19 protein-coding genes and 1 pseudogene are annotated in these 21,924 nt (G+C 68.8%); 8 read left to right on the forward strand and 12 right to left on the reverse strand.

Annotated features, from left to right (window positions below; genetic code table 11):
* Nucleotides 1–45: 45 nt before the first annotated feature.
* Nucleotides 46–1,824, reverse strand: coding sequence for a methyl-accepting chemotaxis protein (locus tag LHP98_RS16270; protein ID WP_227253611.1), 1,779 nt, complete (start codon nt 1,822–1,824; stop codon nt 46–48).
* A gap of 69 nt (nt 1,825–1,893) precedes the next feature.
* On the reverse strand, nt 1,894–2,355 hold the full coding sequence (locus LHP98_RS16275; protein WP_227253612.1) for an Lrp/AsnC ligand binding domain-containing protein: 462 nt from the start codon (nt 2,353–2,355) through the stop codon (nt 1,894–1,896).
* 106 nt (nt 2,356–2,461) lie between these two features.
* Here LHP98_RS16275 and putA point away from each other — a divergent pair, with 106 nt between their 5' ends.
* From putA to LHP98_RS16290, 3 genes and pseudogenes are all read left to right on the forward strand, one after another.
* Nucleotides 2,462–5,908 carry a bifunctional proline dehydrogenase/L-glutamate gamma-semialdehyde dehydrogenase PutA gene (gene putA, locus LHP98_RS16280; protein WP_227253613.1) on the forward strand — a complete coding sequence of 1,149 codons (3,447 nt, stop codon included), beginning with the start codon at nt 2,462–2,464 and terminating at the stop codon, nt 5,906–5,908.
* 361 nt (nt 5,909–6,269) lie between these two features.
* Nucleotides 6,270–7,010, forward strand: a complete 741-nt coding sequence (locus tag LHP98_RS16285) for a rhomboid family intramembrane serine protease (RefSeq protein ID WP_227253614.1) — start codon at nt 6,270–6,272, stop codon at nt 7,008–7,010.
* A 1-nt stretch (nt 7,011) separates the two neighbouring features.
* A pseudogene (locus LHP98_RS16290) lies at nt 7,012–7,366 on the forward strand (GFA family protein).
* A gap of 44 nt (nt 7,367–7,410) precedes the next feature.
* Here LHP98_RS16290 and LHP98_RS16295 read toward each other — a convergent pair.
* The 4 genes from LHP98_RS16295 to LHP98_RS16310 form a co-directional block, all read right to left on the reverse strand.
* Nucleotides 7,411–8,199, reverse strand: a complete 789-nt coding sequence (locus tag LHP98_RS16295; protein ID WP_227253615.1) for an inositol monophosphatase family protein — start codon at nt 8,197–8,199, stop codon at nt 7,411–7,413.
* A gap of 64 nt (nt 8,200–8,263) precedes the next feature.
* Nucleotides 8,264–8,695 carry a L,D-transpeptidase gene (locus tag LHP98_RS16300; protein ID WP_227253616.1) on the reverse strand — a complete coding sequence of 144 codons (432 nt, stop codon included), beginning with the start codon at nt 8,693–8,695 and terminating at the stop codon, nt 8,264–8,266.
* A gap of 98 nt (nt 8,696–8,793) precedes the next feature.
* Nucleotides 8,794–9,483, reverse strand: a complete 690-nt coding sequence (locus LHP98_RS16305) for a DUF1194 domain-containing protein (protein WP_227253617.1) — start codon at nt 9,481–9,483, stop codon at nt 8,794–8,796.
* A 149-nt stretch (nt 9,484–9,632) separates the two neighbouring features.
* Nucleotides 9,633–10,541: a LysR family transcriptional regulator gene (locus LHP98_RS16310; protein WP_227253618.1), complete on the reverse strand. Its 909-nt coding sequence runs from the start codon at nt 10,539–10,541 to the stop codon at nt 9,633–9,635.
* Between the two features lie 86 nt (nt 10,542–10,627).
* Here LHP98_RS16310 and metF point away from each other — a divergent pair, with 86 nt between their 5' ends.
* From metF to LHP98_RS16325, 3 genes are all read left to right on the forward strand, one after another.
* Complete coding sequence (gene metF / locus LHP98_RS16315) at nt 10,628–11,497, forward strand: methylenetetrahydrofolate reductase [NAD(P)H] (RefSeq protein ID WP_227253619.1); 870 nt, start codon at nt 10,628–10,630, stop codon at nt 11,495–11,497.
* Between the two features lie 132 nt (nt 11,498–11,629).
* A complete protein-coding gene (gene aroQ / locus LHP98_RS16320; protein WP_227253620.1) occupies nt 11,630–12,070 on the forward strand; it encodes a type II 3-dehydroquinate dehydratase in 441 nt (146 codons plus the stop codon).
* On the forward strand, nt 12,067–12,834 hold the full coding sequence (locus tag LHP98_RS16325; protein WP_227253621.1) for an aldolase/citrate lyase family protein: 768 nt from the start codon (nt 12,067–12,069) through the stop codon (nt 12,832–12,834). Before aroQ ends, LHP98_RS16325 begins: the two co-directional genes overlap by 4 nt.
* Nucleotides 12,835–12,859: 25 nt before the next feature.
* Here LHP98_RS16325 and LHP98_RS16330 read toward each other — a convergent pair whose 3' ends face one another.
* From LHP98_RS16330 to LHP98_RS16350, 5 genes are all read right to left on the reverse strand, one after another.
* A complete protein-coding gene (locus LHP98_RS16330; protein WP_227253622.1) occupies nt 12,860–13,402 on the reverse strand; it encodes a biotin transporter BioY in 543 nt (180 codons plus the stop codon).
* 34 nt (nt 13,403–13,436) lie between these two features.
* Nucleotides 13,437–14,033: an energy-coupling factor transporter transmembrane component T gene (locus LHP98_RS16335; RefSeq protein ID WP_227253623.1), complete on the reverse strand. Its 597-nt coding sequence runs from the start codon at nt 14,031–14,033 to the stop codon at nt 13,437–13,439.
* The gene (locus LHP98_RS16340; protein WP_227253624.1) at nt 14,008–14,727 is read right to left on the reverse strand and encodes an energy-coupling factor ABC transporter ATP-binding protein; all 720 of its coding nucleotides are present in this window, start codon (nt 14,725–14,727) and stop codon (nt 14,008–14,010) included. Before LHP98_RS16340 ends, LHP98_RS16335 begins: the two co-directional genes overlap by 26 nt.
* Nucleotides 14,728–14,861: 134 nt before the next feature.
* A complete protein-coding gene (locus tag LHP98_RS16345; protein WP_227253625.1) occupies nt 14,862–15,122 on the reverse strand; it encodes a YMGG-like glycine zipper-containing protein in 261 nt (86 codons plus the stop codon).
* Nucleotides 15,123–15,422: 300 nt separating this feature from the next.
* Nucleotides 15,423–16,700: a 4-aminobutyrate--2-oxoglutarate transaminase gene (locus LHP98_RS16350; RefSeq protein ID WP_227253626.1), complete on the reverse strand. Its 1,278-nt coding sequence runs from the start codon at nt 16,698–16,700 to the stop codon at nt 15,423–15,425.
* A 196-nt stretch (nt 16,701–16,896) separates the two neighbouring features.
* On the opposite strand from LHP98_RS16350, the gene dprA reads away from it, so the two are divergent.
* Together dprA and topA are read left to right on the forward strand one after the other, a co-directional pair.
* Nucleotides 16,897–18,069 (forward strand): DNA-processing protein DprA, encoded by a 1,173-nt coding sequence (gene dprA, locus LHP98_RS16355; RefSeq protein ID WP_227253627.1) that lies wholly within the window; start codon nt 16,897–16,899, stop codon nt 18,067–18,069.
* Between the two features lie 89 nt (nt 18,070–18,158).
* On the forward strand, nt 18,159–20,867 hold the full coding sequence (gene topA / locus LHP98_RS16360; protein WP_227253628.1) for a type I DNA topoisomerase: 2,709 nt from the start codon (nt 18,159–18,161) through the stop codon (nt 20,865–20,867).
* 33 nt (nt 20,868–20,900) lie between these two features.
* Here topA and choV read toward each other — a convergent pair whose 3' ends face one another.
* Complete coding sequence (gene choV / locus LHP98_RS16365) at nt 20,901–21,923, reverse strand: choline ABC transporter ATP-binding protein (RefSeq protein ID WP_413687723.1); 1,023 nt, start codon at nt 21,921–21,923, stop codon at nt 20,901–20,903.
* Nucleotide 21,924 lies beyond the last annotated feature (1 nt).

The raw sequence follows: 21,924 nt of genomic DNA on the forward strand, positions 1-21,924 counted from the left end.
GATCGGCCGGTGCCCAGTGTTTCAGCCGGTGTCTCAGGCGGTGCCTCAGGCGGCGTCGCGGTCGGCGGTCTGGGCCGGCGCAGCGGGGCGAACCTGATCGGCAGCTGCCACCCGGAACCGCGCCACCAGATCGGCCAGACCAATCGCCTGCCGGTTCAGGCTTTGGCTGGTGTGACCGACGCGGTCAGCCATGCCGGCGTTGTGCTGCGTTACCCGGTCCAGCTGGCCGACGCCGGTGTTGATCTCGGTCAGGCCCTGGGCCTGTTCCACCGCACCCGAGGCGATGCTGGACACCAGTTCTGCCATCCTGGTGACCTGGCTGACCACGGAGGTCAGTGCGGTGCCGGTCGCGTTGACCTGACCGACGCCGCGCCGGATCTGTTCCGAACTGTCGCCGATCAGGGTCTTGATCTCTTTCGCGGCCTGCGAGGACCGCTGCGCCAGTGCCCGCACCTCGGAGGCCACCACCGAGAATCCCTTGCCGGCCTCGCCCGCCCGCGCCGCCTCGACCCCCGCGTTCAGCGCCAGCAGGTTGGTCTGGAAAGCGATGTCGTCGATCACCCCGATGATCTGGGCGATGTGGCTGGAGGAAGTCTCGATTTCGGTCATCGCGCTGACCGCATCGGCGACCACGCGGCCGCTGTCCTCGGCCTCTTTCCGGGCCGTGGCCATGGCCTGTTCCACCGCAGTGGCGTTCTGCGACGCCGAGCGGACGCTGGTCGTGAGCTGTTCGAGCGCGGCGGCGGTTTCCTCCAGCGTGGCGGCCTGCGATTCGGTGCGCTGCGACAACTCTCCCGTGGCCTGGCTGATCTCGCCGCTCATCCGGTGAATCTGCGCGCTGGCGGAGACCACGTCGGAGATCAGGACCCTCAGCCGGTCGACGGTTTCGTTGAAATCGCACCGCAGGGGTTCGTATTCGGCGCTCATCGGGCTTTCGATCCGATTTGTCAGATCGCCGGCGGCCAGCCCTGTCAACCCCTCGCTCAGCGCGACGATGACGGCGCGTCCTTCCGCCTGCAGGCGTTCCTGCTCGGCCAGGGCGGTGCCGATCCGTTCGGTCAGCCGGTCGATGTCGCGGGCGATGGCGCCGATGTCGTCGTTGCGGGTGATCAGGCCGATGCGAACGCCGAAATCGCCCTCGGCCACCTTGGCCAGGGCGGTGCGCAGCCGCTCGATCGGCTTCATGATCGAGTTCGCGGTCTTGCGGTTGGCCAGGATGCTGGCTGCCGCGGCCAATGCCGACACCGCCAGCAAAACATACATCAGCGTCTTGTTGGTGGCGACGGCGGTTTCGCCGGTGGTGTCGGCATGCGCCTCGATCAAATCTGCCAGCGGTTCAAGCGTTCCCTTGAGCCGGTCGAATTCCGTCAGGAAGGCCGGATAGCCGGCGACCCCCAGTTCCGGGTCGCGGCGCGCGGTGTCGGCCAGCGCGATGGCCGCTTCGCCATAGGACGCGGCCACCTCGCGGGCAAGCGTGACCTGGGCGGCAACTTCCGGCGGCACCGGCAGGCCGGTCAGGTCGGCCACCGTGGCGTTCAGCAGCGCGGCATTCTCCGCGACCCTGGCGGCCGCGGCATCGCTTTCCGCCACCGCGCCGCGTTCGGCATGCAGCAGCGTGCTGGCCACGTCGGCGTAGATGCCGTCGTGCAGCATGTCCATCAGCATGCCGTCGCGCATCGCCGAATTCGCCGTCGCCTGCGCCTGCAGGCCCTTGTTGCTTTGCCACATGCTGAAAAGTCCGACCCCGGCGGTGGCAACAAGTGCCAGCAGCGCCAGCACGCCGGCGGCAAGCAAGTAGGTCCGAATCGACAGGGTGCGGAGCATGTCCAGAGTCCTTTGCGGGCGGTCCGCGAAAGGTGTAGGCCCGAATCCGCTAAGAAAGCGCAAACGGCCTCAGGCACCGTCCTTGACCGCCTCCATCGCCACATAGGTCGAGGTCTGCGCCACATGCGGCAGGGCGCTGATCCGTTCGGCCAGCACCCTGCGGTAATCGGCGATGTCGGCCGTGCGCACCTTCAGCAGATAGTCGAAACGGCTGGCGATCATGTGGCATTCCTCGATTTCGGGCACCTGCCGCACCGCGCGGTTGAACGCCTGCAAGGCCGCCTCGCGGGTGTCGGACAGCCGCACCTCGACAAAGGCCACATGGGCCGCGCCCATCTTCACCGGGTCCAGGATGGCGCGGTAGCCGGCGATGACCCCCGCCTCCTCGAGCCGCTTCATCCGGGCCTGGGTGGGGCTTTTCGACAGCCCGATGCGGCGGGCCAGGTCCACCGCGCTGATCCGCCCCTCGGTCGCCAGCACCCGCAGGATGGCCTGGTCGAAGCCGTCCAGTGCAGTCCGGTCGTTTCGCATTGCCTGTGCCCCGCAAATCAGCCGTTTGGCCTGCATACTACGACCAGAACAGGAAAACAGCCCGCCCTTTCGCCTGTATCCTGCCCCGATCGGACAGGAGCCCGCCATGACCGCCTCGGCCTGGACCACGATTACCACCGCAGCCCTTGCAGACGAGACCGCGCTTGTGCACCGGCTGATCGCCGAGGCCCGGCTGGACCCGGCCACCCGCGCCCGCATCACCGGGCAGGCGGCGGACCTGGTGGCCCGCATCCGCGCCGGCGCGAAGCCCGGGATGATGGAGGTTTTCCTGGCCGAATATGGCCTGTCCACCGACGAGGGCATCGCCCTGATGTGTCTGGCCGAGGCGCTGCTGCGGGTGCCGGATGCCGAGACGATGGACGCGCTGATCGAAGACAAGATCGCGCCGTCCGACTGGGGCCGGCACCTGGGGCGCTCGGCCTCAAGCCTGGTCAATGCCTCGACCTGGGCGCTGATGCTGACCGGCAAGGTGCTGGAAGACCGCGAGCCGGGCGTGGTGGGCCACCTGCGGGCGGCGGTGCGGCGGCTTGGGGAACCGGTGATCCGTGGCGCTGTGGCCCGGGCGATGAAGGAGATGGGGCGGCAGTTCGTGCTGGGCGAAACCATCGAATCCGCGATGGACCGCGCGCGCGAGCTGGAGGCGCGCGGCTACACCTACAGCTACGACATGCTGGGCGAGGCGGCCCGCACCGAGGCCGACGCTCGGCGCTATCACCTGGCCTATTCCAAGGCGATCACCGCCATCGCGGCGGCAGCGCGCGGCAGCGACATCCGCGAAAACCCCGGCATCTCGGTCAAGCTCTCGGCCCTGCACCCGCGCTACGAAGTCGCCAAGCGCGCCCGCGCAATGGAGGAACTGGTCCCCCGCGTCCGCGCCCTGGCGACCCTGGCCAAGGCCGCCGGTCTGGGCTTCAACATCGACGCCGAAGAGGCCGACCGCCTGGCCCTGTCGCTTGAGGTGATCGAGGCGGTGCTGTCGGACCCGGCGCTGAAGGGCTGGGACGGCTTCGGCGTGGTGGTGCAAGCCTATGGCCGCCGCGCCGGGGCGGTGATCGACTGGCTTTATGCCCTGTCGCAGCGGCTGGACCGCCGCATCATGGTCCGGCTGGTCAAGGGCGCCTACTGGGACGCCGAGGTGAAGCGGGCGCAGGTGCTGGGGCTGGACAGCTTTCCCGTCTTCACCCGCAAGCAGGCCACCGACGTCAGCTACATCGCCAATGCCCGCAAGCTGTTGGGCATGACCGTCCGCATCTACCCGCAATTCGCCACCCACAACGCCCATACCGTTGCGGCGGTGCTGGACATGGCGCAAGGCTTGCCCGAAGGCTCGCTCGGCTATGAATTCCAGCGCCTGCACGGCATGGGCGAGCGGCTGCACGACCTGGTTCTGGGCGACCACGGCACGCGCTGCCGCATCTATGCCCCGGTGGGCGCGCACCGCGACCTGCTGGCCTATCTGGTGCGGCGTCTGCTGGAGAACGGCGCGAATTCCAGCTTCGTCAACCAGATCGTCAACGAGGAGGTGCCGCCCGAAAAGGTTGCCGCCTGTCCGTTGGCGTTCATGCAATCCGTTGCGGCCGTGGAAAGCCCCGCCGTGCCGCCCGGGCCCCGCCTGTTCCCCGGCCGCCGCAATTCTCGCGGCTGGGACCTGACCGACGCCGCCGATCTGACCGCGATCGAGGCCGCCCGCGCACCGCAAAAGGACCGGCTGTTCGAGGCCGCACCGATGATCCACGGCGCGGTGACGGGGGCCGAGCGGCTGGAGTTGACGAACCCTGCCACCGGCGTGCGGGTCGGCCATGTGCTGACCGCCGCGCCCAAGGATGTGGAGACCGCCCTTGCCGCCGCCACGCCGTGGACCGCCCCAGCAGCCGAGCGGGCGCAGGTGCTCAACCGCGCAGCCGACCTGTATGAGGAACACGTCGGCCCGATCTTCGCGCTGTTGGCACGCGAGGCCGGCAAGACCCTGGCCGATGCCGTGTCGGAACTGCGCGAGGCGGTGGATTTCCTGCGCTACTATGCGACGGGGGCCACGGCACTGACCAACCCGGCACGCGGAGTCTTCGCCTGCATCTCGCCCTGGAACTTCCCGCTGGCCATCTTCACCGGCCAGATCGCCGCCGCCCTGGCCGCCGGGAACGCCGTTCTGGCCAAACCGGCGGAACAGACCCCGCTGATCGCCGCCTTCGCGGTGGACCTGCTGCACCGGGCCGGCGTGCCTCAGACGGCGCTGCAACTGCTGCCCGGCGATGGCCGGGTGGGCGCGGCGCTGACCCGCGATGCGCGGGTGAAGGGCGTGGCCTTCACCGGCTCGACCGAGACGGCGCTGCTGATCCGGCGGTCCATGGCCGAGCATCTGGACCCCGCCGCCCCGCTGATTGCCGAAACCGGCGGGCTGAACGCGATGCTGGTGGACAGCACCGCCCTGCCCGAACAGGTGGTGCGCGACATCCTGGCCTCAAGCTTCCAGTCGGCCGGGCAAAGGTGCAGTGCGCTGCGCTGTCTGTACTTGCAGGAAGACGTGGCGGAAACGGTGACGCGGATGCTGTTTGGCGCGATGGACGACCTTGCGGCGGGCGATCCCTGGGATCTTGCCACCGACATCGGCCCGGTCATCGACGCCGAAGCGCAAGGAGCGATCCGCGCCTACGTCGACGCCGCCCGCGCCGAGGGCCGGGTGCTGAAGGAAGGCGTGGCGCCTGCGACCGGCACTTTCGTCGCGCCGGTGGTGCTGTCCGTGCCCTCGATCCGCGCCATGCCGCGCGAGATCTTCGGGCCGGTCCTGCATGTGGCGACCTTCCGCGCCGGCGAGATCGACCGGGTGATCGACGAGATCAACGCCACCGGCTACGGGCTGACCTTCGGCCTGCACAGCCGGATCGACGACCGGGTGCAGCGGGTGGTGGACCGGCTGCGGGTGGGCAATGCCTATGTGAACCGCAACCAGATCGGCGCGGTGGTCGGCAGCCAGCCCTTCGGCGGCGAGGGCCTGTCGGGCACTGGGCCAAAGGCCGGCGGGCCGGACTACCTGGCCCGCTTCACCGCCGCGCCGCCGCCGCAGGTGGCCAGCGCGGACGCCCCGCCGCTCTCCGAGGCTGAGGCCGCGCGCCGCCTGGCCGCCGCCGGGCCGGGCGGCGAGGAGCAGGTGACCGATCTTCCCGGCCCGACCGGCGAATCGAACCGCTTGCGCCATGCCCCCCGTGCGCCCCTGCTGTGCCTTGGCCCCGGCACGGCGGCCGCCCTGGCCCAGGCCGAGGCGATCCGTGCCCCCGGCGGCGTGGCGGTCGAGGCCCCCGGCCTTGACCCTGCCGCCCTGACCCGGCTGCAAGGGTTCTCCGGGGCGCTATGGTGGGGTGACGATGCCGGGGCCTGCACCCGCGCCCGGGCGCTTGCCGCCCGCACCGGCCCGATCCTGCCGCTGATCACCGGCGCGCCCGACCGCGCCCATGCCCTGATCGAGCGTCATGTCTGCATCGACACCACCGCTTCGGGCGGCAATGCCCGGCTGCTGGCCGAGGTCTCGGCCGACTGACCGGAGGAGATCGAGCGCAGCGGCCGCGCCCGAAGAGGGTACGGCCGCAAGCGTCTTCGCTTGCCACTGGGCGCAGGCGCGCATCCGGCTCGGCCGCCCGGCCCCCCGGCGAGATGCCCTTCTTTCGACGCTGCACCCGGCATCGGAACTGGGCCTCCGGCGGGGGTATTTTCGCCAAGGTGAAGCTGCAAGCCCTTCATCTTGGTCGAAATGCCCCGGGGGTTTGGGGGCGGCGCCCCCATCGCCCGAGGCGAAGCGCGCCAGCGCGACGGCAAGGCAACAGGTTTGCGCCGCAAAGGTGCCCGCATGAATCAGCGCCGGGGATTGACCGGCGCGATCGGATCGGGAAGGCTCGCGTGACATGTTTCCGATCCGCGACCACAACCCGTCGGGCCGCACGCCCTTTGTCACCATCGCGCTCATCTTGGTGAACGGTCTGGTGTTTCTGGCCTATTTCCCGTCGTCCGGAGACCTGGAACTGCAGCGCTTCTACATGACCTGGGGGCTGGTCCCCGGCCGCGTCCTGTCGGGTGACGGCAGCGTGACCTTGCTGACCCACATGTTCCTGCACGGCGGCTGGATGCACCTTGCGGGCAACATGCTGTTCCTGTGGATCTATGGCGACAACCTGGAAGAAGAGATGGGCCACGTCGGCTTTCTGCTGTTCTACCTGGCTGCGGGCCTGGCCGCCGCCGGACTGCAGATCGCCCCCGATCCGGGCTCGGGCGTTCCCATGGTCGGGGCCTCGGGGGCCATCGCCGGCGTGATGGGGGGCTACCTGCTGCTGTTCCCCAAGGCCAAGGTGGACGTGTTGTTCATCATCGTCATCTTCATCCGCGTCATCGCCCTGCCGGCCTGGGTGATCCTGGGACTCTGGCTGGTTCTGCAGGTGGTCTCGGGCTTCGCCACCCCAATGGATGGGGGCGGAGTGGCCTACTTTGCCCACATCGGAGGGTTCATTGCCGGGCTGATCCTTACCGTTCCGGTCTGGAAGAAGCGCGGGGCCTGGGCCTACTGGCAGCGGACGGAAGGCCACCCGCCACACCCGGTTGCCAGCTATCCGTTGGAAAAGACAAAGATTCCCCGTGTGGGCCGGGACTAGCATGCTCGGCAGTTGCCACTGCGGAGCCGTGCTGCTGGAGCTGCGCCTGACCGACGGGTTCGCCACCGCGCTGGGACTGTAGTTTCTGTCGCCGGCGCGGGGCAATCGCCGTCTCGGCCGCGCTGGACGGCGTCACGGTGGTGCAGGGGGCCGAAAACCTGACGCTTTACCAATGGGGCACCCGGACCGCGCAGCACTGGTTCTGCAAGACCTGCGGCATCTACACCCACCACCGCCGCCGGTCGAACCCGAACGAATACGGGGTGAACGTGGCGATCCTGGCGGGCGTCAACCCGCGCGACCTGGGCGAGGTGGCCTGGGTGGACGGCGTGAACCATCCCGCCGACCGGCGCTGAGATCACCACTCAAGCCCTTGGTTTCGATGAGGATTCCGGCCCGTTCAGCCGCGGATCGCCTTGCGGAACGTCTCGAACATCGCCTCGCTGCCGGCAATCAGCGCGCCGTCTTCCAGCGGGTTTTGCCCTTCGCGCAGACCTGAAACCAGGCCACCCGCCTCTTTCACCAGCAAAAGGCCCGCGGCGATGTCCCAGGCCTTGACCTCACGCTCCCAGTAACCCTCGTAGCGGCCGGCCGCGACATAGGCCAGGTCCAGCGCGGCCGAGCCCCAGCGGCGCACGCCGGCACAGCTGGGCATCAGCCGCGCCAGATCCTGCAGCATGGCGGGCAGGGTGGTCTTGGCGCCGAAGGGCACGCCGGTCGCGAAGACCGACTCGACCATCTGCCGCCGCCCCGAGACCCGCAGCCGCCGGTTGTCGTTCAACCAGGCGCCGGCGCCCTTTTCGGCCCAGAACATCTCGTCCTTGGCCGGGTCGTGAACGACCGCCGAAACGATTTCGCCCTTGTATTCCAGCGCGATCGAGACCGCCCAATGCGGCATCCCGTGCAGAAAGTTCGTCGTCCCGTCCAGCGGGTCGACGATCCAGCGCCGGGTCGGGTCTTGGCCCGGCGTTTCGCCCGTCTCCTCGCCCAGCCAGCCGTAGGTCGGCCGCGCGCCCAGCAGGTCTTCCTTGATCAGCCGCTCGGACTCGCGGTCGGCCCGGGTGACGAAATCGCCCGGACCCTTGGCCGAGACCTGCAGGTTCTCCACCTCGCGGAAGTCCTTGACCAGACTGCGGCCCGCCTTGCGGGCGGCCTTGATCATCAGGTTGAGGTTGGCACTGCCCTGCATCGCGCATCTCCGACGTTTCAGCCGGGCGTCCTAGACGCAAAAGGCCCGGAAGGAAAGCCCGCGCCTATTGCGCGATGGTGATGCGCATGTTGTCCATGCCCTCCGCCTTGACCATGCGGAACAGGATCTGGGCATTGTCCGGGTGCAGCCGGACGCAGCCATGGCTGGCGGGCCGTCCCAGTTTCTTGACCTGCGTCGTGCCGTGGATGGCGTAGTTGCCGTCATAGAAGATGGCAAAGGGCATCGGCGCGTTGTTGTAGCGCCGCGAGCGGTGGTTCTTCGACAGGAACTCGGGCTTGTAGGTGCCCGAGGGCGTGATGCTGCCGCGGCCGGCCGTGGACACCGGCCATTCGTAGAGCTTTCGCCCCTCATGATAGACGTGCATTTTCTGTTGCGAGATCGAAATCCGCACCTCAAGCCGCTCGGCCCAGGCCGATCCGGCGTGAAAAGTCGTCAGCATCAATCCAAGCGCAAGCGCAGCCCAATTTCCGCGCATCTTCTGCCTCCTTCTCAGGCGGTGAAATGACCGCCTTGCGTGACCTCAGGATTTCGCGCAAGGCCCGCTCAGTCAACGGCAAATCGGTTAACAAAGGGTCAGGATTTCTGCCGCCGCTCCGGCGCGTTCAGCGACAGCATGTCGGTCAGTTCGCGAAACAGCTTGCGCCGGATGGCGTGGGGAAAGTCGGTGTGGCGGGCCGCGCGTTCGACGAAGGCGCCCGGGCCGCGGATCACGGTTCCGAAGAAATAGTTCTCGATATCAAGTTCATGCGCGCCGATGGCCAGGGCATTGACGGTGATCCCGTCCCAGCCGCCGGCGGCATAGATGCGCTCGGGCGAGGGGCCGGCGTTGTTGCGGCCGTCGCCGGAGACGTCGATCACCCGGCGTGTGCAGGGCGGAGCCCTGGCCATGAGGCCAAGCCCGAATCCCAACCCGCGCCCCAGCGCCGTGTTCAGCGCCCGCTCGGGCGGCGGCAGGGCGCGCAGGCGTACGGCGACCGGGTCCAGGTCCGCCGGCGCCGAAACCAGCGTCCAGTCAAGGATAACCTCCTGATGATCCTCGCCGCTCCACTGGTAGATGGCCAATGCCACATCGCCCGCAGTGGAAAAGAAGGCGCGGCGGATGTCGGGGGCCTCGAGTGCGATGGCAAGGCCTTCGGTCTGCACCACGAAGTCGGCCGCATCGACCGAGCGCGAGACATCCAGCGCCAGCGCCAGGGCCAGGCGACAGTCGGCTGCCGCCGGGGCGGCCGCAAGGGCGAAAGGCAGACCAAGGCGCAACGGCATGGGCGGGACCCTCCGGCCGCCGATCCTGCCACGAAACCGGCGGGGCCGGGGGACGATTCGTTCCGAGCGCGGGTCTGCACCTCGGATGGCTGAGGCATGGCTGGCGTGCATGTCTTCGCGTTGCGCCGACCCGGGGGAGAGGGCCGGGGTCAGGCGCCGCGTTGCAGCTTGACCGGCTCGCTGCGGGCCAGCCGCAGGAAATGGGCGATGAAGGGGCGTGTGGCATCTTCCTCGCGCGTGGCGGCATACATGCGCTTGGTCACCACCTGCGGACCCAGCGGGCGGGTCACGTAGTCGGCGCTGGACTTGACCTCTCGCATCACCCAGTCGGGCAGGACCGCCACGCCGCGGTTCGACCCCACCAGCATCAGGATGACGGCGGTCAGTTCGGCGGTGCGCTGGGCGCGGGGTTCGACCTTGGCCGCGGTGAGAAGTTCGGTGAACACGTCCAGCTTGTCGCGGCTGACCGGGTAGGTGATCAGCACCTGGTCGCGGAAGTCCTCGGCGGTGATGAAGGGCCTGGCCGCGAGGGGGTTCTGCGCCGAGGCGACGAAGGTGGGGTGATAGTCGAACAAGGGGTTGAAGATGATCCCCGGCGGCGGGATGCGGTCGGAAGAGATGACCAGATCAACCTCCTCGCGGTTCAGCGCCGGCAGGGCCTCGAACGCCAGGCCAGCGCGGATGTCGACGTCGACCTCGGGCCAGGCGTGGCGGAACAGTTCCAGCACCGGAAACAGCCAGTCGAAACAGGCGTGGCATTCGATGGCGATGTGCAGCCGGCCGGTCTTGCCCGACCGCAGGGCGCGGAATTCCTCTTCCATCGCGTCGATCTCGGGGAGGATGCGGTCGGCGGCGCGCAGCATCCGCTGCCCGGCGGCCGACAGGCGCATGGGTTTCGAGCGGCGGACGAACAGTTCCATCCCGGCCTGGTCTTCCAGCCCGGCAACCTGATGCGACAGGGCGGACTGGGTCATGTTCAGCATCTCGGCAGCGCGCGCGAGGCCACCGGCCTGTTGGATGGCCCGGATGGTGCGAAGGTGTTTGAGTTCCACGTACATGAGCAGCTTTCATAATCATGCTGAGGATTATGAATTGGTCTCACATCTCTGGTTCTGCGACAAGGGGGCATCCAAGGAGCAGACCCATGACCAAGGCGCCGCGCATTTCGTTCGAGTTCTTCCCACCGCAGACGCTGGATGCGTCGTTCCGGCTGTGGGAAACGGTGCAGGCGCTGGCGCCGATGGGGCCGGAATTCGTGTCGGTGACCTATGGCGCCGGCGGCACCACCCGCAAGCTGACGCATGAGGCGGTGGGGACGATCCACCGCAACTACGGGCTGAACGTGGCGGCGCATCTGACCTGCGTGCAGGCGACGAAGGCCGAGACGCTGGAGATCGCGGCTGCTTACGCCGAGGCGGGCGTGACCGAGATCGTGGCGCTGCGCGGCGATGCGCCGAAGGGCGCGGAGCGGTTCACCCCGCATCCCGAGGGTTTCGCGTCCAGCGTGGAACTGGTCGAGGCGCTGGCCAAAACCGGCAAGTTCAAGCTCCGCGTCGGTGCCTACCCCGAACCGCACCCGGACAGCACGGGGACCGCCGCCGACGTGGCGTTCCTGAAGCGCAAGATCGACGCCGGCGCCTCATCGGCCATCACCCAGTTCTTCTTCGAGGCCGATACCTTCTTCCGCTTTCGCGACCAATGCGTGAAGGCGGGCATCACCGCCCCGATCATCCCGGGCATCCTGCCGATCACCAGCTGGGACGGCGCCAAGAAATTCGCCACCCGCTGCGGCGGCGCGGTGCCGAAGCGGCTGGACGAAGCCTTTACCCGCGCCATCAAGGACGGCCGCGAAGAGCTTTACGCGCTGGCCCATTGCACCGCGCTCTGCGACCGGCTGATCGAGGGCGGCGTGCAGGACCTGCACTTCTACACCCTGAACCGCCCCCACCTGACCCGCGAAGTGGTACGGGCGCTGGGCATCCAGGCCCCTGTGGTGCTGGAGAAGGTTGCCTGATTTCGGACGTTCGAAGGTCTTTCCCGGTCTCCCTGTATGGCCCTTCGCCCGCGTGCGGAGGGCCCTTTTTTCTGCGGTTGCCCAGACTGCCTGATCGGCTAAGGTCGGGCGACTTGCGCAAAGGACGCCGCGATGCCGAAGCTGATCACGCTGTTGAACGGGCCGAACCTGAACCTGCTGGGCCGCCGCCAGCCTGACATCTATGGCCACGAGACGCTGGACGATGTCGTCTCGGCCTGCGCGGAACTGGCCGAGGATTTGGGGCTGACGGTGCGGGCGCTGCAGTCGAACCACGAGGGGCAGCTGGTCGACTGGGTGCAGGAGGCGCGCGGCAAGGCGGCCGGGATCATCATCAATCCGGGCGCCTACAGCCACACCTCGGTGGCCATTCTTGACGCGCTGAACGCCTTTGAAGGGCCGGTGCTTGAGGTGCATATCTCGAACATCCACAAGCGCGAGGCGTTCCGGCATCATTCGTTTGTCTCGGGTCGGGCCGACGGGGTGATCGCCGGGTTCGGCACCGAGGGCTATCTGCTGGCCTTGCGTCGCATGGCCAGCCTGGTGGCGAAATGAACCTGCCGGTCAACGGGTTCAAGCGGGCGCTGCGCGAGGGGCGGTCGCAGGTGGGCATCTGGAATACCATCCCCGGACCGGTGGTGGCGGAACTGCTGGCTGGGGCGGGGTTCGACTGGATACTGCTGGATACCGAGCATGCGCTGACCGATGTGCCGGATATCTTTGGCATGTTGCAGGCGGTGGCGGCCTATCCGGTGGCGCCGGTGGTGCGGGCCGCGGTCAACGACACGGTGCTGATCAAGCGCCTTCTGGACCACGGCGCGCAGACGCTGCTGCTGCCTTACGTCCAGTCGGCGGCCGAGGCCGAGGCCGCGGTGCGCGCCATGCGCTATGCGCCGCGCGGGGTGCGGGGTGTGTCGGGCATGACCCGGGCCAGCCGGTTCGGGGCGATTCCGGACTATGTGAAGTTCGCCGAGCAAGAGCTGTGCCTGCTGGTCCAGGTCGAGACGGTGCAGGCCCTGGCGCGGCTGGAAGAGATCGCGGCGGTGGACGGGGTGGACGGGCTGTTCATCGGGCCATCGGACCTTGCCGCCTCGATGGGGTATCCGGGCGAAGCGGGGCATCCGGCAGTGGTGGCCGCCATCGAGGATGCCATCCGCCGGATCGTCGCCTGCGGCAAGGCGGCCGGAATTCTGACGCTGGACCAGGGCTTTGCCCGGCGCTGTGTCGGATTGGGAACCACGTTCACCGCGGTGGGCGTGGACATGGCGCTGCTGCGCCAGGCCGCAACCGGACTGGCGCAGGTGTTCGGGCGGGGCTGAGCTGCGGTCAGGCGCGCGACGGCGGTCAGGCGCGCGACAGCAGCGAACCGGGGCGCATGCGCGCGATCGACTGGGTGACAAGGCCGGCAAGGACCGCCTTGATCGCGTCGCCGGGCAGGTAGGCGCCGGTCAGGAGCGCGGCTTCGCCGAGGCTTTTCTTCAGCACAAGGGCCATGCCCGGGATGCCAAAGGCATAAAGCACCGCGATTCCGCCGATCACCGCGGCGGCGGTGGCGGCAAAGCCGACCGGCAGGGTCGTCCGTTCCACGATCCAGCCGGCGACGAAGGCGGCGATCGGAAAGCCGATCAGGAAGCCCACCGTCGGGCCGGCAAAGACGCCCAGGCCGCCGCGACCGCCGGACAAGAGCGGCAGGCCGGCCGCCACCAGCGCCAGGAACAGCAGCACCGCCAGCGCCCCGCGCCGGGCGCCCAGAACGGTGCCGCACAGCATGATCCCCAGCGACTGCGCCGTGATCGGAACGCCCGAGGCCAGGCTGATCTGCGGCACCAGCCCCAGGATGGCGATCAGCGCCGCAAAAAGGGCGATGTGGGTGAGGCTGCGTTCCATGTGGCAAGGACTCCTGTTTGCGCGTCCAATGGGATTAGCCCGCACCACCCCGGGCACGCAAGGCCTCGGCCGCGTGGTCCGCATCGTCCAGCGCGGCCAGGGTCAGCGGAACCACCACCCGCCAGCCCGGCCGGCGCGGGCTGCGCGCGCGCCAGGCCTCGAGGATCCGGTCCATCCGCTCGGACAGCGTGGGGACGAAGCGGATCACCAGCGCGAAGGCCAGCGCCAGCCGCCGCGGTGGCAGAAGCGGCGACAGCGGCAGCGCCAACCACTCGAACACCGCCAGCATGTCGGAAAGCCGGGTAGTCATGGTGACCAGATTGGCCGCGGCAACGGCGGTGACCATGCGCAGAAGGATGGCGGTGCCCGAAGCGATCTCGCCCGTCCACAAATGCCAGCCCGCCACCACCACCACGAAGGGCCAGAGCGGCCGCAGCATCCGCGCGGCATGGGCCGCAAAGGGCCGGCCCCAGGGCAGGTGCAGCCCGACGACCCCCGCCAGCGCCAGCGCCAGCGCCCAGGGCGAGGTGAGCCAGAACAGCAGCACCGTGCCGGCCGCCAGCGCGGCCAGCTTTGCCGAGGCCGGCAGCCGGTCGAGCGGCGTCCTAACCGGCGAGGTCAGTGTCAGCATCGCTGTCTCCGATCCGCGCCATTTCGGCCGCAAAGGCCGGCAAGACCTGTGCCGGCGGGCCGTCCGCCGCCACCCGGCCCGCGTCAAGCCAGATCACCCGGTCGGCCCCGGCCACGGCGGCAGGGTCGTGGCTGATGGTCACCAGCCGCTGCGCCAGGCCGGCCAGCCGGCGCGTGATCCGCGCCGCGGTGGGAAGATCAAGGCCGGCAAAGGGTTCGTCCAGCAACAGCGTCTGCGGCTGCATCATCAGCACCGCCTGCAGGCAAAGCCAGTGCTTCTGCCCGCCGGACAGGGTGGAGACCGGCGCCGCGGCCCAATGCGCCCGGCCCTCGGCCCTGAGGGCGGCCCGCGCGGCGTCCAGCGCGCGCGGTTGCGGCAGGCCCTGCTGGCGCAGGCCGAAGGCCAGTTCCTCTTCCACCGTGGGGAACAGGATCTGGTGATCGGGGTTCTGGAACAGGATACCAAGGCGCGACAGCGCGGCCTTGCGGTCCGTGCAGGGGTCGATCCCGTCCACCTGCACGCTGCCGGTCGAAGGTGCGACCAGGCCGGCGATCAGGCGCAGGAGCGTGGTCTTGCCGCTGCCGTTGCGGCCGACGATGCCGATGCGCCGTTCAGCCAGATGCAGGGACAGGCCGGAAAGAATGGTCTTTCCCCCGGCGGCATAGCTTGCATCCCTGAGAGCGATCCCGGTCATCCCGTCTCCGCAGCCCCCGGTCGCGTGATAGCCGCCGGCCGACCCTGGCTGCAACGGCAAAAGGGCAGGCCCTGGGGCCCGCCCTTCCGCCGATGCGATGGCGCGCGCTTCCGCAGGCTCCGGGGGGCCGGCGGTCAGCAGTCCGCGATGTAGCGGTTGCCGTAGCCGTCGTTGTAGTAGCACTGGCCGGGCTGCGAGGCGGGCCCGATCAGCGAGCCTGCAAGCGCGCCGACCGCTGCTCCGGTGATGATTCCCTTGGCGCGGTCATCGTCCGAGGACACGGCCGCGCCGATGGCGGCCCCGCCCAGCGCGCCAACGGCAGTGCTCTGTTCGGTTGGGGTGCAGGCCGAAAGGCAGAGGGCAATCGCAGGGATGGACAGACCGAGATATTTCATTCCGTACTCCTTCGCGGATGTCGATCTCCTTGCACCCATTTCGGGTCAGCGACCCGGCCGGGGCAAGTCAGATTTCCGTGCTTCGCAGGATTCCGCCCGCCTGATGCCGGCCGAAGCGGGCGCCGAAGGTGGCGGCGGTCCGGTTTGGCGGGGAAACGCAGGCCGCCAGACCTGGCCTGGTTGCGGAAAGGATCGCAGCGAAGGGTTGCATGACACACCCGGTTCAGGGCGCGACCGAGACACCAACGACTGAGGGCCGGGAAGGTTCCCGGCCCTGAGGACGTGTTCCGCACAGGAAGCTCAGCCCGCGCGGGCGGCTGCGACCGAGGCTTCCAGGATGTCCATCGCCTCGGCGAAGTGCGCCTCGGGGATGGTGATCGGGGCCAGGAAGCGGACCACGTTGCCATAGACGCCGCAGGTCAGCAGGATCAGGCCGCGCTTCAGCGCCTCAAGCCGCACCCGGGTGGTGAAGCCGGCATCGGGTTCCTTGGTGCCCGGGTTGGCGAACTCCACCGCCACCATGAAGCCGGGGCCGCGGATGTCGATGATCTCGGGGGTGGTGGCGCGCAGCGATTCCAGCTTTTGTTTCAAGCGGCTGCCCAGTTCGTTGGCGCGTGCGCAGAGGTCTTCTTCCTCGATCACGTCCAGCACGGCATTGGCGGCGGCGATGCCCAGGGGGTTGCCGGCATAGGTGCCGCCCAGGCCGCCGGGATTGGCGGCGTCCATCAGCTCGGCCTTGCCGGTGACGGCGGCCAGCGGCAGGCCGCCGGCCAGGCCCTTGGCCATGGTCGTCAGGTCGGCGGCCACGCCATGGGCCTGCATCGCGAACAGATGGCCGGTGCGGGCAAAGCCGGTCTGCACCTCATCGGCGATCATCACGATGCCGTGCTTGTCGCACAGGGCGCGGATCGCCTTCACCAGATCGGTCGGCGCGGGGTAGAAGCCGCCCTCGCCCTGCACCGGTTCGAAGATGATCGCGGCGACGCGGGCGGGGTCGAGGTCGGACTTGAACAGCTTCTCGATGCCGGCCATCGCCTCTTTGGTGGAAATGCCGTGCACATCCTGCGGGAAGGGCACGTGATAGACGTCGGGCATCATCGCGCCGAAGCCCTTCTTGTAGGGGTCGACCTTGCCGGTCAGCGTCATGCCCATGAAGGTGCGGCCGTGGAAGGCGCCGCCGAAGGCGATGACGGCGCTGCGCCCGGTCGCCACGCGGGCGATCTTGATGGCGTTCTCGCAGGCCTCGGCGCCGGTGGTGACGAAGATGGTCTTCTTCTTCCACGGCCCGGGAACCTTGTCGTTCAGGCGTTCCGCCAGGCGGATGTAGTTCTCATAGGGCAGCACCTGGTGGCAGGTGTGGGTAAAGCGCGACATCTGCTCGGTCACCGCGGCCATGACCTTGGGGTGGCAATGCCCGGTGTTGACCACCGCGATGCCGGCCGCAAAGTCGATGTAGCGGTTGCCCTCGATATCCCAGACCTCGGCGTTCAGCGCGCGGTCGGCGTAGATCTGGGTGGTCATGCCCACCCCGCGCGAGATGGCATCGTCACGGCGCTTGGCGACGTCGGCGTTCTTCATGGCGGTCTCCTCTGGCAGGGCGGGCGCCCCTTTGGCGCCATTTGATCAAAGAACGGGGCCCGCTTCAATCCGCTGGTAGGGCCAGATCGGGGCTTTCGGTCGGACCAGACCGACGCGCCGGATTTTCCGGGATTCGTTCACACTCCGTTAACCACCGCTGCCCCAAGGTGCGACTCGCGAATGAGGCGAGGCTGGCATGGCGGACGGTTTGCTTTCGAACCCCACACACCCCACCCCACCCCGTACGGAGGATGACCGTCTCGACTGGCTCCGCCTCATTCGCTCTCGCCGGGTCGGGCCGGCGACGTTTCACCGCCTGATTGCCGAACACGGCAGCGCCCGCGCGGCGCTGGAGGCGCTGCCCGAGGTGGCGCGCGCCGCTGGCGTGCAGGATTACCGGGTCTGCCCGGTCGAGGTCGTTCGCGCCGAACTGGCCGAAGCGCGGCTAAGCGGCGCGGTGCCGCTGTTTCATGGCGGGCCGGGCTATCCCGCGGCCTTGACCGAGCTGTCCGACGCGCCGCCGGTGCTGTGGGTGCAGGGCGACCCGGGGCTGCTGGCCCGCCCCATGGTCGCCGTCGTGGGCGCCCGCAACGCTTCGTCGCTGGGCGTGCGGATGGCGCGCAGGCTGGCCGAAGGGCTGGGGCAGGCGGGCTATGTGGTGGTGTCGGGCCTGGCCCGAGGCATCGATTCCGAGGCGCACATGGCGTCGCTGGCCACCGGCACGATTGCCGTGCAGGCCGGCGGGGTGGACGTGATCTACCCCGAGGAGAACGCCGCCCTGGCCGAGGAGATCCGGCAAAAGGGCGCCCGCGTGTCGGAACAGGCGATGGGCATCGCGCCGCAGACCAGGCATTTCCCGCAAAGAAACCGCATCATCGCCGGGCTGGCCCGCGCCGTGGTGGTGGTCGAAGCCGCCGCCCGGTCGGGCAGCCTGATCACCGCCCGCATGGCGCTGGACCAGGGCCGCGACGTGATGGCGGTGCCCGGCCACCCGTTCGACGCCCGCGCTTCGGGCTGCAACATGCTGATCCGCGACGGGGCCACGCTGGTCCGCGGCCCGGCCGATATTCTTGAGGCGCTGGGCCATGTCGGCGCCACCCGCCCCGAGGAGACGGGCTCGGAGATGAGCTCAGAGACAGGCGAGGTGCTGCCCGATCTGCCCGGCCCCAACGCCCCGCCGCGCCCCCTGGCTGCGACGGCAGAGTTGCACAGCCTGATCCTGGCGCGCCTTGGCCCCAGCCCCCTGGCCGAGGACCAATTGATCCGCGATCTCGCGCTGCCGCCGTCGCATCTGGCGTCCGAGTTGCTGGCACTGGAGCTGGAGGGCCGCATCCAGCGCCAGCCCGGCAGTCTGCTCAGCCGGCCCTGATCGGGGTCAGGTCTCCCCCCGGTTGACATTTCGCCGGCTTGGCCCGCATCTTGCCGCGCCATCGGTCCGGGTCATCGCAAAGGGGCTTCATGCCAGTCGTCGTCGTCGAATCTCCGGCCAAGGCCAAGACGATCAACAAGTATCTCGGGCCCGATTTCGTGGTGCTGGCGTCTTACGGCCACGTCCGCGACCTGCCGGCCAAGGACGGCTCGGTCGCCCCCGACGACGATTTCGCGATGACCTGGGAGGTCGCGCCCGAAAGCCGCAAGCACGTGAAGGCCATCGCCGAGGCCTTGAAGACCGACGACACGCTGATCCTGGCCACCGACCCCGACCGCGAGGGCGAGGCGATCAGCTGGCACCTGAAGGAGGCGCTGAAAAGCAGTCTCAAGAAGGGCAAGACGGTCGCCCGGGTGACTTTCAACGCCATCACCAAGGATGCGGTGACCAAGGCGATGAAGGAGCCGCGCGATGTCGACGAGGCACTGGTCGACGCCTACCTTGCCCGGCGCGCGCTGGATTATCTGGTGGGCTTCACGCTGTCGCCGGTGCTGTGGCGCAAGCTGCCGGGCGCCCGGTCGGCGGGCCGGGTGCAATCGGTCTGCCTGCGCCTGATCGTCGAGCGTGAAATCGAGATCGAAGCCTTCAAGGCCCAGGAATACTGGACCGTAAGGGCGGTGTTCCGCACCCCGCGCGGGCAGGAATTCGACGCCGGGTTGGTCACCCTTGGCGGCAAGAAATTGCAGAAATTCGACATTCCGACCGTCGCGGCGGCGGAACTGGCGGTGCAGGCTGTCACTTCGCGAACCTTCACCGTTGCGGGCGTGGAATCCAAGCCCGCCACCCGCAACCCCTGGCCGCCGTTCATGACCTCGACCCTGCAACAGGAGGCCAGCCGCAAATACGGCATGGGCGCCAAGCAGTGCATGAACGCCGCGCAGCGCCTGTATGAGGCCGGCCACATCACCTATATGCGGACCGACGGCATCGACATGGCGCCCGAGGCGGTGATGGCCACGCGGGCCGAAATCGAGCGCCGCTTCGGCAGGTCCTATGTCCCCGACAGTCCGCGGATGTACAAGAACAAGGCCAAGAACGCGCAGGAAGCGCATGAATGCATCCGGCCGACCGACATGGCCGTCGGCCCCGAAAAGCTGCGCGTCGAGGAAGACCAGCGGCGGCTGTATGACCTGATCTGGAAGCGCACCATCGCCAGCCAGATGGCCGCCGCCCGGCTGGAGCGGACGGTGGTCGATGTGACCAGCCCCGACGGCCAGGTCGGCCTGCGGGCGAACGGCCAGGTGGTGCTGTTCGACGGCTACCTCAAGGTCTACGACCAGGGCCGCGACGACGAGGATGAGGACGAGGGCCGCCTGCCGCAGATCATGCAGGGCGAGAAGGTCGATCCCGCCCGGGGCGCGCTGGAGCCGGTCTTTGCCAAGGCCGCGGCGGTGCCGTCCGATGACGTGGTGGAACCGCTGACGCGCGAATTCCGCAAGACCTCGGCCGCGGTGCTGGGGCCGGACGGGGCGGTGCTGGCCAGCCAAAGCCACACCCAGCCGCCGCCGCGCTATACCGAGGCGACGCTGGTCAAGCGGATGGAAGAGCTGGGGATCGGCCGGCCGTCGACCTATGCCTCGATCCTGACCACGATCGTTGACCGCGAATATGTGCGGAAAGACAAGAACCGGCTGATCCCGGAAGACAAGGGCCGGCTGGTCACGGCCTTTCTGGCCAACTTCTTTCACCGCTATGTGGAATATGATTTCACTGCCGATCTTGAGACGGAACTTGACGACGTCTCGGCCGGGGCGCGCGACTACAAGGATGTGCTGGCCCGGTTCTGGCGCGACTTTTCGGCCGCGGTGGCGGAAACCGCCGATCTGCGCATCAGCGAAGTGCTGGACAAGATTGATGATTTCCTGGCGCCCCACCTGTACCCCGCGCGCGCCGATGGCGCCGACCCGCGCGCCTGCCCGACCTGCGGGACGGGGCGGCTGCACCTGAAGACGGCGCGCTCGGGCGGGGCCTTCATCGGCTGCGGCAATTACCCGGAATGCCGCTACACCCGCCCGCTGGCGGGGGATGCCGAAAGCGTGGCCTCGGATGGGCGCATCCTGGGGCAGGATGAGAACGGCAACGAGATCAGCCTGCGGGCTGGCCGCTTCGGGCCATACGTCCAGCGCGGCGAGGCGACCGAGGCGCAGCCCAAGCCCGACCGCAGCAGCCTGCCCAAGGGCTGGACGCCCGACGGCCTGACGCTGGAGCGCGCGCTGGCGCTGTTGTCGCTGCCGCGCCTGATCGGCCCGCACCCCGAGGACCGCCAGCCGGTCGAGGCCGGGATCGGCCGCTTCGGGCCTTACGTCAAGCACGGCCCGACCTATGCCAACATCCCGGATGTCGAGGAAGTCTTCACCCTGGGCATGAACCGCGCCATGGAAGTGCTGGCCCAGAAGGCCGCCCGCGGCGGGCGCGGCGGCAGCACGCCCGCCGGCCCGCTCAAGGTGCTGGGCGCGCACCCGGACGGCGGCGAGGTGCAGGTGATGCCGGGCCGCTATGGGCCTTACGTCAAATGGACCAAGGTCAACGCGACCCTGCCCAAGGGCGCCGACCCCGAGACGGTGACGCTGGACGAAGCGCTGGCGCTGATCGCCGAGAAGGCCGGCAAATCGGGCAAGCCCGCCCGAAAGGCTGCGCCGAAGGCCGCGCCCAAGGCCGCAAAGGCCCCCAAGGCAGCCGCGAAGAAGCCGGCTGCGAAAAAGGCCGCGCCGAAGAAGGTGGCGAAGAAACCCGCCTGATCCTTCGCCTGTGAGGAACGTCCCGCGGGGCCGTCAGCCGCGCGGGTTCAAGAGGCGGCCCAGAACATCCGCCGCCCGGATGGTGCCGATCCGCTGCCCGCCGTCGACCACCGACAGGGCCGGCTCGCCACGGCGCAGTGCCTCCATCACCTGCTTGACCGGGGTTTCGGCGGCGACCGGCTTGCCCTCGGGGCCTTGCGGCGCCGACATCACGTCGCGCGCGGTCAGCACGCCCAGCGGGTTCATGTGAGCCACGAAATCGGCCACATAGTCGCTGACCGGGTTGGCGATGATCTCGCGCGCGGTGCCGCACTGCACGATGCGGCCGCCTTCCAGCAGCGCAATGCGGTTGCCGATCTTGAAGGCCTCGTCCAGATCGTGGCTGACGAAGATGATGGTGCGCTTGAGCTTGGCCTGCAGGTCAAGCAGTTCATCTTGCAGCTTGGCCCGGATCAGCGGGTCCAGCGCCGAAAAGGGCTCGTCCATCAGAAGCGTCGGCGCATCAGTGGCGAAGGCGCGGGCCAGGCCGACCCGCTGCTGCATGCCGCCCGACAGTTCCCCGACCTTGCGGTCGGCCCATTGGGTGAGGTTGACCAGTGCCAGCTGCGCATCGACGCGCGGGCGGCGTTCGGCAGGCGGGATGCCGGCCAGTTCCAGCCCCAGGCCGACGTTTTCCCGCACTGTCCGCCAGGGCAGCAGGCCGAACTGCTGGAACACCATCGCCACCCGGGTCGAGCGCAGGCGGCGCACCTCGGCCGGGTTGGCCTTGGTGATGGACACCAGCCGTTCGCCGTCGCAAATCCGCACATCGCCCCGGACGACAGGGTTCAAGGCGTTGACCCCGCGCAGCAGGGTGGATTTCCCCGAGCCGGAAAGCCCCATCAGAACAAGGATTTCGCCCTCGGCCACGGACAGGCTGCAATTGTGTACGCCAAGGATCTGGCCGGTCTTGGCCTGAATCTCGGACCGGCTCATCCCCTGGTCCATCAGCGGCAGCGCAAGGCCGGGTGCGTCGCCGAAGACGATCGAGACGTTGTCGAATTCGACGGCAGGCAGC

The sequence above is a fragment of the Rhodobacter sp. Har01 genome (assembly GCF_020564565.1).
Lineage (GTDB): Bacteria > Pseudomonadota > Alphaproteobacteria > Rhodobacterales > Rhodobacteraceae > Pseudogemmobacter.